General features: G+C 63.0%; 14 protein-coding genes. 4 read left to right on the forward strand and 10 right to left on the reverse strand.

The genetic code is table 11. The features are described 5' to 3' along the window. The first annotated feature begins 24 nt into the window (after positions 1 to 24). Positions 25 to 882: a LysR family transcriptional regulator gene (locus BDD18_RS15795; RefSeq protein WP_142084340.1), complete on the forward strand. Its 858-nt coding sequence runs from the start codon at positions 25 to 27 to the stop codon at positions 880 to 882. 24 nt (positions 883 to 906) lie between these two features. Here the strand turns inward: BDD18_RS15795 and BDD18_RS15800 are convergent, their stop codons facing one another. Further along, complete coding sequence (locus BDD18_RS15800) at positions 907 to 2,511, reverse strand: GAF and HD-GYP domain-containing protein (protein WP_142084343.1); 1,605 nt, start codon at positions 2,509 to 2,511, stop codon at positions 907 to 909. Between the two features lie 94 nt (positions 2,512 to 2,605). Here BDD18_RS15800 and trhO point away from each other — a divergent pair, with 94 nt between their 5' ends. Beyond that, a complete protein-coding gene (gene trhO, locus BDD18_RS15805; protein WP_142084345.1) occupies positions 2,606 to 3,592 on the forward strand; it encodes an oxygen-dependent tRNA uridine(34) hydroxylase TrhO in 987 nt (328 codons plus the stop codon). After that, positions 3,589 to 4,242 (forward strand): glutathione S-transferase, encoded by a 654-nt coding sequence (locus BDD18_RS15810; RefSeq protein WP_066696109.1) that lies wholly within the window; start codon positions 3,589 to 3,591, stop codon positions 4,240 to 4,242. Before trhO ends, BDD18_RS15810 begins: the two co-directional genes overlap by 4 nt. Positions 4,243 to 4,315: 73 nt before the next feature. Here BDD18_RS15810 and BDD18_RS15815 read toward each other — a convergent pair whose 3' ends face one another. From BDD18_RS15815 to BDD18_RS15850, 7 genes are all read right to left on the reverse strand, one after another. Then, a complete protein-coding gene (locus BDD18_RS15815) occupies positions 4,316 to 4,846 on the reverse strand; it encodes a disulfide bond formation protein B (protein ID WP_066691781.1) in 531 nt (176 codons plus the stop codon). Between the two features lie 147 nt (positions 4,847 to 4,993). After that, positions 4,994 to 6,118, reverse strand: a complete 1,125-nt coding sequence (locus tag BDD18_RS15825; protein WP_142084347.1) for a sulfate/molybdate ABC transporter ATP-binding protein — start codon at positions 6,116 to 6,118, stop codon at positions 4,994 to 4,996. Further along, the gene (gene cysW, locus BDD18_RS15830) at positions 6,115 to 7,020 is read right to left on the reverse strand and encodes a sulfate ABC transporter permease subunit CysW (RefSeq protein ID WP_142084348.1); all 906 of its coding nucleotides are present in this window, start codon (positions 7,018 to 7,020) and stop codon (positions 6,115 to 6,117) included. Before cysW ends, BDD18_RS15825 begins: the two co-directional genes overlap by 4 nt. Beyond that, positions 7,017 to 7,886: a sulfate ABC transporter permease subunit CysT gene (cysT, locus tag BDD18_RS15835; RefSeq protein WP_142084350.1), complete on the reverse strand. Its 870-nt coding sequence runs from the start codon at positions 7,884 to 7,886 to the stop codon at positions 7,017 to 7,019. The genes cysW and cysT overlap by 4 nt, the downstream gene beginning before the upstream one ends. Before the next feature lie 24 nt (positions 7,887 to 7,910). Beyond that, the gene (locus BDD18_RS15840) at positions 7,911 to 8,915 is read right to left on the reverse strand and encodes a sulfate ABC transporter substrate-binding protein (RefSeq protein WP_067513165.1); all 1,005 of its coding nucleotides are present in this window, start codon (positions 8,913 to 8,915) and stop codon (positions 7,911 to 7,913) included. Between the two features lie 236 nt (positions 8,916 to 9,151). Continuing rightward, positions 9,152 to 9,733, reverse strand: coding sequence for an RBBP9/YdeN family alpha/beta hydrolase (locus tag BDD18_RS15845; RefSeq protein ID WP_142084351.1), 582 nt, complete (start codon positions 9,731 to 9,733; stop codon positions 9,152 to 9,154). Between the two features lie 304 nt (positions 9,734 to 10,037). Next, positions 10,038 to 11,810 (reverse strand): methyl-accepting chemotaxis protein, encoded by a 1,773-nt coding sequence (locus BDD18_RS15850; protein WP_142084353.1) that lies wholly within the window; start codon positions 11,808 to 11,810, stop codon positions 10,038 to 10,040. Positions 11,811 to 12,177: 367 nt separating this feature from the next. On the opposite strand from BDD18_RS15850, the gene BDD18_RS15855 reads away from it, so the two are divergent. Continuing rightward, entirely contained in the window at positions 12,178 to 13,407 is a 1,230-nt protein-coding gene (locus BDD18_RS15855; protein ID WP_142084354.1) for a nucleoside recognition domain-containing protein, read from the forward strand. An 86-nt stretch (positions 13,408 to 13,493) separates the two neighbouring features. Here the strand turns inward: BDD18_RS15855 and BDD18_RS15860 are convergent, their stop codons facing one another. Together BDD18_RS15860 and BDD18_RS15865 are read right to left on the reverse strand one after the other, a co-directional pair. Next, entirely contained in the window at positions 13,494 to 14,807 is a 1,314-nt protein-coding gene (locus tag BDD18_RS15860; RefSeq protein ID WP_142084356.1) for a protein kinase domain-containing protein, read from the reverse strand. A 22-nt stretch (positions 14,808 to 14,829) separates the two neighbouring features. Next, entirely contained in the window at positions 14,830 to 16,074 is a 1,245-nt protein-coding gene (locus BDD18_RS15865; RefSeq protein WP_142084357.1) for a cystathionine gamma-synthase family protein, read from the reverse strand. Positions 16,075 to 16,148 lie beyond the last annotated feature (74 nt).

Genomic DNA, 16,148 nt, shown 5'->3' on the forward strand with positions numbered 1-16,148 from the left:
CCCAAGAAAAACTAATACATCACCATGCACTTGCCTCTCAATGCCCTGCGAGCGTTTGAAGCCTCCGCACGGCACTTGAGCCTCACCCGCGCAGCGCTGGAGCTGCACGTCACCCAAACTGCGGTGAGCCAGCACATTCGCAAGCTGGAAGATCACCTGGGCAAGCCGCTTTTTCGGCGATTACCCCGGGGCCTGGCATTGACGGACGAGGGGCTGGCGCTGCTGCCCACGTTGAGCGATGCCTTCGCACGCATGGAGACGGCACTGGAACAGATTCGCGAAAAACGGCCGCGCGAAGTGCTGACCGTGGGCGTGGTGGGCACGTTCGCCGTGGGCTGGCTGCTGCCTCGGCTGCGACACTTTCAGCAGACCCACCCGTTTGTGGACCTGCGCCTGCTCACCCACAACAACCGGGTGGACATGGCTGGAGAAGGGCTGGACTATGCCATCCGCTTTGGAGACGGGGCATGGAATGGCACCCACGCCCAGCAGATTTTTCAGGCACCACTCTCGCCCATGTGCACACCCACCTTGGCCCAGGGGTTGCAGCAGCCGAGTGACCTGGCCAGGCTGCCCTTGCTGCGCAGCTACTGCACCGATGAGTGGACGGCATGGTTTGCGGCAGCGGGCATGCCCTGCCCGATGCTGCGGGGCGCGGTGTTTGACTCGTCCCTCACCCTGGCCGAGGCTGCAGCGCAGGGCGCAGGGGTGGCACTGTTGCCAGTGGCTTTGTTCACGCGCGAGCTGCAACAGGGGCGGCTGGTGCGGCCCTTTGCCCTGGAATTGCACCGGGGCGCCTACTGGTTGACTCACCTGCAGTCGCGCACGCCCACCGCCGCCATGCAGGCATTTGGACAGTGGCTTCTGGAGCAGTCCCACTGACGGTAGCCACCCTCGGCAGTACGCTCAAACGTCGATCTGGGCAGGGTCTAGGAACTCTTGCGCATAGCGTTGAGGCACGCCCTGGCTCACGAACACGTCGAACAAGTCCGGGTCGATGTGGCCCCCGTTGCGCATCTTGACCATGATGTCCAGCGCTTGGGACAGGCTCATCCCGCTTTTGTAGGGCCGGTCAGCGGCCGTGAGCGCTTCAAACACATCGGCCACGCCAATCATGCGGGCCTGCAGGGACATCTGCTCGCGCGTGAGACCTTTGGGGTAACCGCGCCCGTCCATGCGCTCGTGGTGCCCGCCCGCGTATTCGGGCACGTTCTTGAGGTGGCGCGGCCAGGGCAAGGTCTCAAGCATCCGGTTGGTGGCGACGATGTGGTGGTTGATGATGTCGCGCTCTGCCTGGGTCAACGTGCCCGACCGGATGGTGAGGTTCTCCACCTCGTCCGCCGTCAGAAAACTGGTTTGTACGCCCTGCGGATTGCGCCATTGGCGTTGCGCTCCCATGTCACGCACCCGCTGCTGGTCGGCCGGGCTCATCGCCTCCACACCCTGGTTCACGGCACGCAAAAAATCGCGGTCTTCGTCCAGCGCCGTCAGTTCTTGCTGCAGCGCCTGCTGGATGCTGGCCTCGGCAGCAGCATCGGCCACCGGCCTCAGTGCCAATTGGCGCCGTAATGCCGCGAGTTCAGCGTCGCGCTTGAGCACCTCAACACGCGTTTCCACCACACCAATTCGGTCATACAGTGTTTGTAGCTTGGTGGCCTTGTCCACCACATGCACGGGGGTGGTGATCTTGCCGCAGTCGTGCAGCAAACCCGCCATCTTGAGCTCGTACCGGTCGCGCTCGGTCATGTGAAAACCTGCCAGCGGCCCCTCCTGCACCGCATGCGCCGCTTCGGCCAGCATCATCGTGAGGGCGGGCACGCGCTGGCAATGCCCGCCGGTGTAGGGCGACTTTTCGTCAATGGCAAGATTGATAAGGTTGACGAACGATTCGAACAACCGCTCCAGTTGGGAGACCAGCAGCCGGTTGGTGAGCGCAATGGCTGCCTGGGATGCCAGCGACTCCGCCAGGCTCTGGTCGGCTTGAGAGAAGGGAATGATGGCGCCCGTCTCCGGGTCGCGCGCGTTGATAAGTTGCAGCACGCCGATCAGCTCCCGGTCGTGGTTCTTCATCGGTACTGTCAGGAAGGACTGCGAGCGGTAACCCGTTCGCTCATCAAAGGCCCGCGTGCCAGAAAAGTCGAAGCCTTTGGCGCTGTACGCATCGGCAATGTTCACCGTGCGGTCGTGAATGGCCGCATGGGCGGCTATCAGCGAATCATTGGGCGCGCCATCGGGCGTGCGCAAGGGCAGCAGCGGCAGGTCCACCGCTTTGCCCGTGGTGCCACCCAGGCGAATGCCAAGTGAATCCGTGCGCAGAATCTCGAACTTCAGCGCCGACTGGTCCTCGGTCACGCTGTACAGCGTGCCGCCATCCGCACCGGTGATGGTTTTGGCCGCCTCCAGAATATTTTCCAGCAAGCGCTCAATGTCCCGCTCGCGTGACAGGGCGGCGCCGATGCCATTGAGCTGTTCCAGCCGCCGGAACAGATTGAGAGTGGATTCCTTGCTCATGCGCCCGCCTCGGATGCAGCGTTGGTGATCCCTGCATCGTAACGAAAGGTGACCGCTATCATGGCGACCTTCTTGCCTGCCTGCGTTTTTTCCTGTGGACCCTGTCGCCCCCCGCTACCTCACCGCCGCCCTCTACCAGTTTGTGGACCTGCCCGACTTTGCCGAGCTGCGTGCGCCGCTGCAGGCACTGTGCGAATCCCACGGCGTGCGCGGCATGCTGCTGCTGGCCCACGAGGGCATCAACGGAACTATTGCAGGCCCGGCAGAGGGTGTGCAAGCCGTACTGGCCTGGCTACGCAAAGACCCCCGCTTTGCAGCCTTGCAGCACAAAGAGGCCGCGACCGATGCCATGCCGTTTTACCGCATGCGCGTGCGGCTCAAGAAGGAAATCGTCACGCTGGGCGTGCCCGGCCTGAACCCTGCACGCAATGCCGGCACCTATGTGAAGCCTGAGGATTGGAACGCACTGATCGACGACCCCGGCGTGGTGGTGATCGATACACGCAACGATTACGAAGTGGGCATCGGAACGTTTGACCGCGCCATCAACCCGCACACCCGCAGCTTTTCTGAATTTCCGGCGTGGGTGGCAGAACAATCGCAGCCCGGTGGTGTGCTGGCTGGCAACCCCAAGGTGGCAATGTTTTGCACGGGTGGCATTCGCTGCGAAAAATCCACGGCCTTTCTCAAATCACAAGGCTTTGAGGAGGTGTACCACCTGGAAGGCGGCATTCTCAAGTACCTGGAAACAGTGCCTGAGGAGTCCAGCCGCTGGCATGGTGACTGCTTTGTGTTTGACGAACGGGTTTCCGTAGGCCACGGCCTGCTGCGTGGCCACCACCAGCTGTGCCGCTCCTGCCGCATGCCGTTGGGCGAGGCAGAGCTGCAATCGCCCCACTATGTGCCGGGCGTGAGCTGCCCCTACTGCCACGGCACCCGCACACCCGAGCAGGAACGGGCCCTGGCAGAACGCGAACGGCAGGTGCAACTGGCTGCAAAGCGCGGCCAAGCGCACATTGGTGCCAAACCACAGCAGGCCACGCCCCCACCCCCGCATACCGACGAGGACACTTCTGCATGAGCGCCCTGCCCGTGCTCTATTCTTTCCGCCGCTGCCCCTATGCCATGCGTGCGCGGCTGGCACTGGCGGTGAGCGGCCAAAGATGCGAGCTGCGCGAGGTGGTGCTCAAGGCCAAGCCCCAGGGCTTGCTGCAGGCATCGCCCAAAGGCACGGTGCCCGTGCTGGTGCTGCCGGGTGGTCAAGTGCTGGAGCAGAGCCTGGACATCATGCTGTGGGCGCTGGGCCAGCACGACCCACAAAGCTGGCTGCACCCCAGCCAGGGCACGCAGGCAGAGATGCAAGCACTGATCGCCGAATGCGATGGCCCGTTCAAACAGGCCCTGGACCGCACCAAGTACCCCACGCGCTATCCAGAATGCGACCCGGCGTATGAACGGGCACAAGCCGCCCGCTGGCTGGGCGCGCTGGAAGCCCGCCTGAACGAGCATCCTTTTCTGTTTGGAGAACACTGCGCTCTGGCAGACATGGCGATTGCCCCGTTTGTGCGGCAGTTTGCGGGGGTGGACCCCGCCTGGTGGCAGGCCCAGCCCTGGCCGCGTCTGCAGGCCTGGCTGGCGCAGTGGCAAGCCAGCAGCTTGCTTGCCAGCGTGATGGAGAAATACCCCGCCTGGGTGGACGGAGAAGCAGGGATTACTTTTCCGCCTGCCTGAGGTAGGCGCTGCACCCAAGCCCCACCCATAAAAAAAGGCGCCGCAATGGGCGCCTTGGAGGATTTGATCAAGCTCAGGCCAGGGCTGCGCGCCCATCGTTTTTGCTGCGGCCCGCACGGGCCAACAACGCCAGCAACACCAGACCAAAGCCCATGAAGCAGAGGAAGGACCAGTTGGCAATCGAGCCGCCCAGGAAAGTCCAGTCAATGGCCGTGCAATCGCCCGAGCCACGGAAAATCATGGGAATGGCGCGGCCGATGGGGTAGTTTTCGATCATGCCGTAGAAGTCACGGCCGCAGGTGGCTACCTCAGGCGGGTACCACTGCAGCCAGCTCTGGCGGGCGGCCACAAACGCACCGAAGCCAGCCGCGAGCAGTGCCAGCGCCGCAAAACTCATCCACCAGCCTTTTGAGCCTCTAGCGCTTGCCAGACCAGCGAAGACAGCTACCAAAATGAGAGCATAACGCTGCACGATGCACATGGGGCATGGTTCCAGGCCCACCACATGCTGCAAATACATGCCAAACGCCAGCATGGCCACGCACGCCACGCTGATCAGTGCCAGCACACGGCGCGGGGCCTGATCGATCCAGTTCAACACCATCATTCTTATCTCTCATCCAACAGTCGCCGCTAGAGCATTGCTCTCTGAAACCGTCACAGCCCCAGCGCGCGGACGGCCAGCAAGGGCCGCCCCGCAGCAAAGGCCGTCGTCCCCCTTGGGGGAAGACGCGAAGCGGCTCAGGGGGAGTCAGATTCCAGCGGCGTGATCCAAGAACACGCGGGCGCGGCGTGGTGTGACCACCAGCGTTTCACCCTCTTTGAAACCCATTTCCTTGAACTGCTGCGCTGGAATCTGCGCTTCGATCAAGGAGTCTGGGGACGCATTGTCCGCTGGTTTGTGATCGTCAGAGGGAATAAGTTCCAGCCGTGCGATGGGCCCCACCACGATGGCGCGGCACAGCTGGGCCACGATGCCGCGGGGACGGCCTTCTGCGTCCAGCCCGGCGCCAGGAGCATAACGCTCCACATCCAGGTCGTGCGGGCGCACGTAGGCAAAGGCCTTGGCGTTCTGCGCCGCTTGGTGTTCGGGCGAGTCGATCTGCATGCCTTCCAGGTGCACCAGGCCCTCATGGGCGCGCCCATGGAACAGGTTCACATCACCCAAAAAGCCATACACAAACGGGCTGGCGGGATGCTCCCACACCTGCTGGGGCGAGCCGCTTTGCTCGATCTTGCCCTGGTTGATCACCACCACGCGGTCGGCCACTTCCAGTGCTTCCTCCTGGTCGTGGGTCACGAAGATGCTGGTCACATGCAGCTCGTCATGCAGGCGGCGCAGCCAGCGGCGCAGTTCCTTGCGCACCTTGGCGTCGAGCGCGCCAAAGGGTTCGTCGAGCAGCAGCACCTTGGGCTCCACCGCCAGGGCGCGGGCCAGGGCAATGCGCTGGCGCTGGCCGCCAGAGAGCTGCGAGGGATAGCGCTCGGCCAGCCAGTCGAGCTGCACCAGCTTGAGCAGGTCCATCACCTTTTTCTTGATCTGCGCTTCGCTCGGGCGCTCGCTGCGGGGCTTGACGCGCAGGCCAAAGGCCACGTTCTCAAACACGGTCATGTGACGGAACAGCGCATAGTGCTGGAACACAAAACCCACGTTGCGCTCGCGCACATGCACGTCGGTGGTGTCTTCGCCGCTGAAGTGGATGGTGCCCACATCGGCTGTTTCCAGGCCCGCGATGATGCGAAGCAATGTGGTCTTGCCGCAACCCGAGGGACCAAGCAATGCGATGAGTTCGCCCGAGGCAATGTCCAGGCTCACATCGCGCAGGGCCTGGAAGTCGCCAAACTGCTTGCTGACGTTACGGATTTCAATGCTCATGGTGTCGTTTCTTGCGAGGGTCGCTCGGGGGGAAGTTCTGCGGCAGCCTTCAAAGCCTGCTCGTTGCGGTGTTCGGCAATCGTCTTGATGACCAGCGTGACCAAGGCCAACAAGGCGAGCAGCGAGGCAGCGGCAAACGCGGCCACCGACTGGTATTCGTTGTAGAGAATCTCGACGTGCAGTGGGATGGTGTTGGTCTGGCCCCGGATGTGGCCCGACACCACCGACACCGCGCCAAACTCGCCCATGGCCCGCGCGTTGCACAAGATCACGCCATACAGCAGGCCCCATTTGATGTTGGGCAGTGTCACATACCAGAAGGTCTGCCAGCCGGTGGCCCCCAGAACGATGGCGGCCTGCTCCTCGTCGTTGCCTTGCGCCTGCATCAGCGGGATCAGCTCGCGGGCGATGAACGGGAACGTCACGAACACGGTGGCCAGCACGATGCCAGGCACGGCAAAGATGATCTTGATGTCATGCGCCTGCAGCCAGGGGCCAAACCAGCCCTGCGCGCCAAACATCAGCACATAGATCAAACCCGCCACCACGGGCGACACCGAAAACGGCAGGTCTACCAGCGTGGTCAAAAACGCCTTGCCCTTGAACTCGTACTTGGCAATGCACCAGGCCGCTGCCACGCCAAACACCAGATTCAACGGCACCGCAATCAGCGCCGTGATGAGTGTGAGCTTGATGGCCGACCAGGCATCGGGCTCGCGCAGGCCTTCCAGATACGCGCCAAAGCCTTTGCGCAGCGCCTCGGCAAACACGGCAGCCAGTGGCAGCACCAGGAACAGCAGCATGAAAGCCAGTGCCAGCGTGATCAGCGTGTAGCGCACCCACGGCGCTTCGGTCGTGCCGGCTTGCGCACGGCGAACGGTTCGAGAGTTGGCGCCGCTCATGCTGGTGCCCCCGCGTGGCGTCGCTGCCAGGCTTGCAGCGCGTTGATGATGAGCAGCAGGATGAAGGAGATGACCAGCATCACCACCGCCACGGCGGTAGCACCTGCGTAGTCGTACTGCTCCAGCTTGCCGATGATGATGAGCGGCGTGATCTCAGACACCATGGGCATGTTGCCCGCGATGAAGATCACCGAGCCGTATTCACCCACGGCCCGCGCGAACGCCATGGCAAAGCCGGTGAGCAGCGCGGGGGTGATGGAAGGCAGGATGACCTTGGTGAAGGTCTGCCAGCGCGTGGCGCCCAGGCAGGTGGCGGCTTCCTCCAGTTCCTTCTCGGCGTCTTCCAGCACCGGTTGCACCGTGCGCACCACAAACGGCAGGCCAATGAAGATGAGCGCAATCACGATGCCAGCGGGCTTGAACGCGAGCTGGATGCCCATGGGCTCCAGAATGCTGCCCACCCAGCCGTTGCCCGCCAGCAAGGCGGTCAGCGAGATGCCGGCCACAGCCGTAGGCAGCGCAAACGGCAAATCAACCAGCGCGTCCACGATCTTCTTGCCCGGGAACTTGTAGCGCACCAGCACCCAGGCAATCAGCAGACCGAACACCAGGTTGACCAGCGCTGCGATGAACGATGCGCCAAACGTCAGCCGGTACGACGCCAGCACGCGCGGCGCGCTGATGGCGGCCCAGAACTGTTCCCAGGTGAGGGTGAAGGTCTTGAAGATCAGTGCTGACAGCGGAATCAGCACGATGATGCTCAGGTAAAACAGGGTGTAGCCCAGCGACAGCCCAAAGCCGGGCAGCACGCGCTTGGGCGCACGCCGTCCGGCCGGGGCTGCGGCCACAGCAGTCGCGGTGGTCATAGGTGAATTTGCAGCGAGATGGGCTTACTTGGCGCCAGGGGTGTAGAGCTTGTCAAACTGACCGCCATCGTTGAAGTGCACTTTTTGCGCTTCAGTCAGCGAGCCAAAGTACTTCGCCACGGTGAATTGCTTCAGCGGCTTGAAGGTAGCGGCGTACTTCTTGAGCACCGCTTCAGAGCGGGGGCGAATGGCGTGCTTGGCGGCAATTTCCTGGGCTTCGTCCGAATACAGGTAGTCCAGGTAAGCCTTGGCCAGCTGCGCCGTGCCCTTCTTGGCCACGGTACGTTCGACCACTGCCACGGGGTTCTCGGCCACGATGCTGACCGATGGGTAGATCGCATCGACCTTGCCGGCGCCGAATTCACGGTCAATGGACACCACTTCGGATTCGAAGGTGATGAGCACATCGCCCTGGTTGCGTTGCAGGAAGGTGGCAGTAGCGTCACGCCCGCCCTTGGCCAGCACCGGCACGTTTTTGTAGAGCTTGCTCACGAATTCGGCGGCTTGCGCTTCGGTGCCGCCCTTCTCGCGGATGGCGCCCCAGGCGGCCAGGTAGGCGTAGCGGCCGTTACCGCCGGTCTTGGGGTTCACCACGATCACCTGCACGCCAGGCTTGATGAGGTCTTCCCAGTCCTTGATGCCCTTGGGGTTGCCGTTGCGCACCAGGAACAGCATGGTCGAGGTGGTGGGCGATGCGTCGTGCGGGAATTTCTTGGTCCAATCCTTCGCTACCACGCCGTTGTCGGCCAGGAACTGCACGTCGGTGGTGGTGTTCATGGTGACAACATCTGCCGCCAGGCCGTCGTTCACGGCACGGGCCTGAGCGCTGGAGCCCGCATGCGACTGGTCGATCTTCACGTCCTGGCCGGTGGTCTTCTTGTAGTGCGCAGCGAAGGCGGCGTTGTAGTCCTTGTAGAACTCGCGGGCCACGTCGTAAGACACGTTCAACAGCGTGTTCTGGGCACTGGCCAGGCCGCTGGCAGCCAGAGCCAAAGAAGCCAGGAGGGTCTTGAGTTTCAAAGAAGTCATGTCGCGTCGCTCGCAAAAAGCTGTAGATGTTTCATTGTCCCCATGCAATGCTTAAAACTCAAAAGAATATATTTTTGTTAATTAATCAAGATTTGGAATATGAAGACATGGATCCTGATGAACAGGCTCCCTGGCCTCGCAAAAGTCCAATCCTTGGCAATGTCACCGGCTTTTAAGTAAAAGTGGCTCCAGCGCTCGTTATAAAAGCGTAAACAGCTATCAATTCAATAGCAACATCAAGTCATCGCACCCTGCGCCAGCTCTTCTGCTGGCGTCGGTTGCAAGGGCAACTCCACCTCCGTCAGCGATTGCAATAGCGCACGGCCCAGCGGCCATTCGCCATGGCCTGAATCCACATTGATGTGCCCTGCGTTCTGCAGGCGCACAAACTCGCTGCCCCAGGCACGCGCATAGGCGCCGGCCAAGCGGATGGGGCAGTACGGGTCATTGCTGCTGGCCACCAGAATGCTGCGGTAAGGCAGCGCGGCGTAGGGCACCGGGGCAAAGTCGCTCAGCACCGCGCGGCGCTCGGGGTCGGCAGGCGCCACCAGCAAGGCGCCACGCACCCGCGCTGCAACTTCGGGCTTCATGTGGGCGGTGGTGATACAGCCCAGGCTGTGGGCAACGATGACCACGGGGCCTGGTTGTTCAAGCACGGTCTCTTCCAGCCGCGCCACCCAGGCAGAGCGGGTGGGCGTGTGCCAGTCGTCCTGCACGACCCGCCGGGCCTGCGGCAGCCGTTCGGCCCACAGCGTTTGCCAATGCCCAGGCCCGGAATCCCGCCAGCCGGGCACGATGATGATGGAGGTGGAAGTCACGGCAGTCCCTGCCCCGACCGCCCCGCCCCACCCTTTTGGCGGGCTGGTTCAGTGCGGTTTCGGGTTTGTGTGGTTGGAAGTCAGGGCTGATTTTGGGAGGGCAACGTTAAAACCCAAACGAATATATGGCTTTTACTTAATGACCAAACTATCTTTATGGCGGTGACTGCAGGGCCGTCCCTGAATCGAGCAAGAACCATGGGCCCAGAAAAAAGCACGCTGGGTTGCAGCGTGCTTTTGGAGTGATCCGCCAGGTTTTCGCTGGGGCGGCACCAGCGCTACTGGCAATGTTCAGCCAGTGGGCTTAAAAGCTTTCCCACTCGTCATCCGCACCGCCCTTGCCTGCTGCTGCGGGGGTGGGCGCGTGGGCCTTCCCACCCGGTGCAGCCAGGCTGGCGGCTGGCTTGGGGGCCTTCGTTGCTGCGGGGCGCAGCGCACCGGCGGCTTTGGCGGCACCCAGCACGGGGCGGCTGGATGGAGCACTGGCCGCAGGCCCCGCTGTGGCACCGAACCGTGTTCCTGCGCTGTAAGCTGAGTCTTGCGCCAGTTTGAACACGGCCACGGCGTTGACCAACTCGCCCGCCTGGGTGTTCAGGCTGGCCGCTGCCGCCGCCATCTCTTCCACCAAAGCCGCATTCTGCTGCGTGGCCTGGTCCATCTGCGTGACGGCTTCTCCTATCTGGTCCACGCCTGCGCTTTGTTCGCTGCTGGCCGCGCTGATCTCTCCCATGATGTCGGTCACGCGCCGGATGGCAGTGACGACTTCTGTCATGGTGGCTCCTGCTTTGTCTACCAGCAGGGTGCCTTGCTCTACCCGCTCTACGCTGGCCATGATCAAGCTCTTGATTTCTTTGGCCGCTTCTGCGCTGCGCCCGGCCAAGCTGCGTACTTCGCTGGCTACCACCGCAAAGCCTCGCCCTTGTTCGCCTGCACGGGCGGCTTCCACGGCAGCGTTCAGCGCCAGGATGTTGGTCTGGAACGCAATGCCGTCGATCACGCTGATGATGTCGGCAATCTTGTTGCTGCTGGCGTTGATGCCTTTCATGGTCTCCACCACTTCGGCCACAACTTCTCCGCCCTGGGCGGCGACGGTAGATGCGTTCATGGCCAGCTGGTTGGCGGTGCGGGCGTTGTCTGCGTTTTGCCGCACGGTGGAGCCGAGTTCTTCCATCGACGCGGCGGTTTCTTCCAGGGCGCTGGCTTGTTGTTCTGTGCGTGCGCTCAGGTCGTTGTTGCCTGAGGCAATCTGGGCCGAGGCCGAGGCCACGCTTTCCGAGTTTTGGCGCACCACGCTCACCGTGCGCACCAGGCTTTGCTGCATGCGTTGCAAGGCGCTGAGCAGCTGGCCGGTTTCATCGCGCGAGTCCACATCGATGTGGGCCGTCAGGTCGCCGCCCGCCACGCGGTCGGCCACCTCCACCGCACGGGCCAGAGGCGCGGTGATGGAGCGGATGAGCCAGACGGCTGCGGCAATTGCCAGCGCAATAGCCAAAACGGCCACCACCACCAAGGTGGTGCGGGCCTGGTTGTAGGTGCGTTCAGACGCCTTCCTGGCCTGCTCGGCGCCGTCATTGTTCATCTTGACGAGCTTGTCCAGGTATTCGCCGCTGGTGTTGTAAAGCCGCTGCGACTCGCCCTCTACGATGGCGCGGGCGTCGTCGTTCTGGTTCTTGCGAGACAACTCCAGGGCACCATCGTTGACGGAAATGTACTTGCCCCAATTGGCTGCAAACTCGTCGTAGAGCTTTTTCTCTTCCGGTGTGCTGATCAGGCGTTCATACTGCTTGCGCAGCTCCACCAGCTTGGCCCGTCCGTCCATCAGGCGCTTGTCGGTCTTGGCGATTTCCGCAGCGTCTGTGTTCATGATGTGGGTGAGCACGATCATGCGCAATTCGGCCGTTTGTGCGTCGATGGCGTTCACCACTTCCACACTGGGCAACCAGTTCTCGCTGATTTCAACCGTGGCGGCGCGCATGCTAGACAGCTGCGCCATGGCCGCGACAGCCAACCCCACCAGCATCAGCACCAGCAGTGCAAATGCGCCAGACAGGCGAGTGGAAATCTTCAAGTTTTTCATAGAACCTTCTTTAAAACGACTTGAACCAAGGCACGCACCGGCAGTACTGCGCAGACGAACCCAACACCCTTTTGCAAAACACACCCCAGGCAATGACAGGAGGGTGCACAGGCGGTCTCGCTTAGAAGTTTACGCCTGAGTTCTTTGCTAGAAGCAACAACTGTAACTTATCAAAAATGCAGCAAACGTGATAAAAGCAAAATGATTTTTAAAGCTGGTCAACAAAGTGGGAATGTTGCCCATCGTCCACCCAACGTTGCCACGGGCGTGGCACAGGGCGCTGTTGGGTGCCTTAAACTGCCAACGGCTGTAGGGCACCCTGCACCACCTCTGGCATTTCCGATCTCCCCCTGCACCTGGCTTCCACATGCTCAACACCCTTTGGCTGGGCTTTTTCATCACGGCTGCCATTTCAGCGCTGGCGCAATGGCTTTTGGGCGGCCAGGCCCAGGTGTTTGCGACCATGGTCGAGTCGCTGTTTGCCATGGCCAAGCTCTCGGTGGAGGTGATGGTGCTGCTGTTTGGCACGCTCACGCTGTGGCTGGGCTTTTTGCGCATCGCAGAAAAGGCCGGCATTGTGGATGTGCTGGCGCGCTGGCTGGCGCCCCTGTTTGCCCGCCTGATGCCCGAGGTGCCCCGTGGCCACCCTGCCCTGGGCTTGATGACGTTGAACTTTGCGGCCAACGCCCTGGGGCTGGACAACGCGGCCACACCCATGGGCCTCAAGGCCATGCGTGCGCTGCAAGAGCTGAACCCCAAGCCCGACACCGCCACCAACGCGCAAATCCTGTTCCTGGTGCTCAACGCCTCGTCACTCACGCTGTTGCCAGTAAGCATCTTCATGTACCGCATGCAACAAGGGGCGGCCGACCCTACGCTGGTGTTTTTGCCCATCTTGCTGGCCACCTCGGCTTCGACCCTGGCCGGGCTGCTGGCCGTGGCCGTGGTGCAGCGGCTGCCCCTGTGGCACCCGGTGGTGCTGGCCTACCTGCTGCCGGTGGCGCTGGTGCTGGGCGGGTTCATGGCGCTGCTCACCACGCTCAGCGCGGCGGCGCTGGCGCAGTTGTCATCGCTGCTGGGCAACCTGACCCTGTTCAGCCTGGTGGTGATGTTTGTGCTGGTGGGGGCGTGGCGCAAGGTGCCCGTGTACGAAGCGTTTGTAGAGGGCGCCCGCGAAGGTTTTGACGTGGCCAAGGGCCTGCTGCCCTACCTGGTGGCCATGCTGTGCGCCGTGGGGGTGCTGCGCACCTCAGGAGCCCTGGGGTACGCGCTGGAGGGAATCCGCTGGTGCGTGGAAGCCATTGGCATGGACACCCGGTTTGTGGATGCCCTGCCCACCGCGCTGGTCAAACCCTTTTCCGGCAGCGCGGCGCGGGCCATGCTGATTGAAACCATGCAAACGCAGGGCGTGGATAGCTTTGCGGCACTGGCAGCCGCCACCATCCAGGGCAGCACCGAAACCACGTTCTACGTGCTGGCGGTGTACTTTGGCGCGGTGGGCATACAGCGTGCGCGCCATGCGGTGGGCTGCGCCCTGCTGGCAGAACTGGCGGGCGTGGTGGCCGCCATTGCGGTGTGCTACCAGTTCTTTGGGTGATCGGCTTTCAAGGAAAAATAGCCGCTAGCGCAATATAGTCAAGCGCTACCAGCTATTAAAAACATAGCACCCTCAATACCAGCACTTCAGTCGGCACCTGACCCCAAATCCGCCGCCCCCAGTTGCTTGCTGGTGGCCGCCAGGCGTGACACCAGCACCTTGATGAAGGCCTTGTCAAACCGGGACTGCAGGTCGGCAGATGCCTCGCGCAATGCGGGGTTCGGCACCTTGATGACCAGGGCATCCGTCTGCGCCACCGCCGTGGCGCTGCGCACCCGGTTGTCGGGTTGCAGGTAGGTCATCTCGCCCAGCGTGGCGCCCGGGCCCAGCGTGCTCAGGTGCCAGCCTTCGCGGGTGATACTGACCTGGCCTTCCACCAGCACGTAGAACGAATCCCCAGCCAACCCTTCCTGCAAGATCACCTTGCCTTTGGGCGCCCAGCGCCAGCGGCCCAGGCGCATCAGCTCCCACAGCGCTACGTCGTGGAAGTCGGCAAAAAACGGCAGTGCGCGCAGCAGTGCAAAGCGCTGGGCTTCGGAATCTTGCGGGCGTGTGGCGGGCAGCGCGTGCTGCACGGCCAGCAAGGCACTGGCAAAATCCGCCCAGGTGGCAAACCGCTCTTGCGGCCGCTTGGCCAGCGCGCGCAGCAGCACGGCGTCCAGGTGCTCGGGCAAGTCGGTGCGCAACAGCCGGGGCGGCGTAGGCGCCTCGTGCGTGATGCGGTACAGGGTGGCAAAGTCGGTGTCGCCATCAAACGGGCGGCGCCCGGTCAGCAGTTCATACACCACCACCGCCAGCGAGAACATGTCGCTGTGGTGGCCCAGGTCCTGCTCCTGCACCTGCTCGGGCGACATGTACGAGGGCGAGCCCACCAGCCCTGCCAATTGCGTGGCATCACTGCGCACCGCCAGGGCAGCGCCAAAGTCGGTGAGCTTGACTTCGCCTTGCTCGGACAGCAGCACGTTGGCGGGCTTGATGTCGCGGTGCACCAGCCCTTCGCGCTGGGCGTGTTCCAGCGCGTTGCAGCATTTGTAGGCAATGTCCAGCACCTGCGCCAGGGGCAACAAGGTGTCTGCACTGGCAAACGCCGACAGCGGCTGCCCGGCCACGTATTCGAGCACCAGGTATGGCTGCGCAGCGTGTTCGTCCGCATCCAGCAAGCGCACGATGTTGGGGTGGCGCAGCCGCGCGGTGAGCATCACTTCATTGCGCAGCAGCTTGCGGTAGCGCTCAGCCTGCTCGGGCTGGCGCAGCAGGTGGGCGTGCAACTGTTTGATAGCCACCTGGCGGCGTTTGAACGCATCTACCGCCCGGTACACCACCCCGCTGGCGCCCCGGCCCAGCTCGGCTTGCACCTGGTATTTGCCAATGTGCAGGGGCAAGGCCGAGGGCGCGTTCATGGCCGTGAACGTCGAGGCCGCCTCAGCCCGCCAGCGCCTGTGCAAAATCAGCCAGCAGATCCTGCGCGTCTTCCAGGCCCACCGACAGGCGGATCATGCTGTCGCCAATGCCCATGTTGGCGCGCACCTCGGGGCCCGCTTCCCAGAAAATGGTGTGGGCCACAGGGATGATCAGCGTGCGGGTATCGGCCAGGCCCGTGGCCTTGATGGGCAGGCGCAGGCGGTTGCACAGGGGCAAACAATCGCCCGCGTCTTTCAGCTCAAACGACAGCAGCCACGAGCCTGCCTTGAAATGCTTGCGGGCGCGCGCGTATTGCGGGTGCGACGGCAGCAGTGGGTAGTGCACCTTGGCCACGGCCGGGTGTTGCTCCAGCCACAGCGCCAGTGCCAGCGCGGTGGCGCTGGTGCGTTCCATGCGCAGGGCCAGGGTTTCGGCGCCCACAGCGATCTGGTGGGCGCTGTGCGAAGCCAGGGTGCCGCCCATGTCGCGCAGGCCTTTTTTGCGCACCTGCTGCAGGCCCCACCCCTTGGGATCGCCCTTGCGGTAGGCCTCGAAAATGTTGGGGTAACCGGCCCAGTCGAACAGCCCGGTATCGGTGATAGCGCCGCCTAGCGCATCGCCGTGGCCGCCAATGCTCTTGGTCAGCGAATTCATCACCAGACCCGCGCCCACCGTGGCCGGGCGGAACAGGTAGGGCGATGCCACGGTGTTGTCCACCACGTACAGCAGCCCCTTGTCGCGGCACAGGGCGCCAATGCCTTCCAGGTCGGGCACTTGCGTGCCGGGGTTGGCAATGGTTTCGACGAACACCATGCGGGTGTTGGGGCGCACGGCCGCTTGTACCTGGGCTGCGCCAGTGGCGTCCACCGTGGTCACCTGCACGCCCAGGTCAGCCAGCGTGCCAAACACGCTGTTGGTGTTGCCAAAAACGAACTTGCTGGCCACCAGGTGATCGCCCGCCTTCAGCAGCGTGAAGAACATGGCGCACAGCGCGGCCATGCCGGTAGAAAAGACGATGGAGCCGGTGCCGCCTTCCATCTGCGTGATCTTGGCCTCTAGTGCCGCCGTGGTGGGCGTGCCCTGGCGCGCATAGTTGTAGCCGCCCTTGGCCGTGCCCTGGAAGACGGCGATCAAGTCTTCCACCTGGTCGTAGCCGTACTGCACGGACGAATGGATGGCTTGGTGGATGGCGCCCTTTTCGGCCCTGCCCCAGCGGTCGGCGTGGACGATCTGGGTCGTGAAATCAACGGCAGGCTTGGTGCTCATGGTGGCGAATGCGAAAACTGGAAAAAGAGAAAAAGGTGTTCAGCGCGCTGGGATGGCCGGGGCGGTGCGCCGGA

Origin of the sequence: Acidovorax temperans, from assembly GCF_006716905.1 — a bacterium.
GTDB classification, from domain to species: Bacteria; Pseudomonadota; Gammaproteobacteria; order Burkholderiales; family Burkholderiaceae_C; genus Acidovorax; species Acidovorax temperans.

Bases quoted from the DNA above. Each gene is read 5' to 3' on its own strand.
- BDD18_RS15795 (WP_142084340.1), top strand. From the start codon at position 25: ATGCACTTGCCTCTCAATGCCCTGCGAGCGTTTGAAGCCTCCGCACGG.
- BDD18_RS15800 (WP_142084343.1), bottom strand. From the start codon at position 2,511: ATGAGCAAGGAATCCACTCTCAATCTGTTCCGGCGGCTGGAACAGCTC.
- BDD18_RS15810 (WP_066696109.1), top strand. From the start codon at position 3,589: ATGAGCGCCCTGCCCGTGCTCTATTCTTTCCGCCGCTGCCCCTATGCC.
- BDD18_RS15815 (WP_066691781.1), bottom strand. From the start codon at position 4,846: ATGGTGTTGAACTGGATCGATCAGGCCCCGCGCCGTGTGCTGGCACTG.
- BDD18_RS15825 (WP_142084347.1), bottom strand. From the start codon at position 6,118: ATGAGCATTGAAATCCGTAACGTCAGCAAGCAGTTTGGCGACTTCCAG.
- cysW (WP_142084348.1), bottom strand. From the start codon at position 7,020: ATGAGCGGCGCCAACTCTCGAACCGTTCGCCGTGCGCAAGCCGGCACG.
- cysT (WP_142084350.1), bottom strand. From the start codon at position 7,886: ATGACCACCGCGACTGCTGTGGCCGCAGCCCCGGCCGGACGGCGTGCG.
- BDD18_RS15840 (WP_067513165.1), bottom strand. From the start codon at position 8,915: ATGACTTCTTTGAAACTCAAGACCCTCCTGGCTTCTTTGGCTCTGGCT.
- BDD18_RS15850 (WP_142084353.1), bottom strand. From the start codon at position 11,810: ATGAAAAACTTGAAGATTTCCACTCGCCTGTCTGGCGCATTTGCACTG.
- BDD18_RS15855 (WP_142084354.1), top strand. From the start codon at position 12,178: ATGCTCAACACCCTTTGGCTGGGCTTTTTCATCACGGCTGCCATTTCA.
- BDD18_RS15860 (WP_142084356.1), bottom strand. From the start codon at position 14,807: ATGAACGCGCCCTCGGCCTTGCCCCTGCACATTGGCAAATACCAGGTG.
- BDD18_RS15865 (WP_142084357.1), bottom strand. From the start codon at position 16,074: ATGAGCACCAAGCCTGCCGTTGATTTCACGACCCAGATCGTCCACGCC.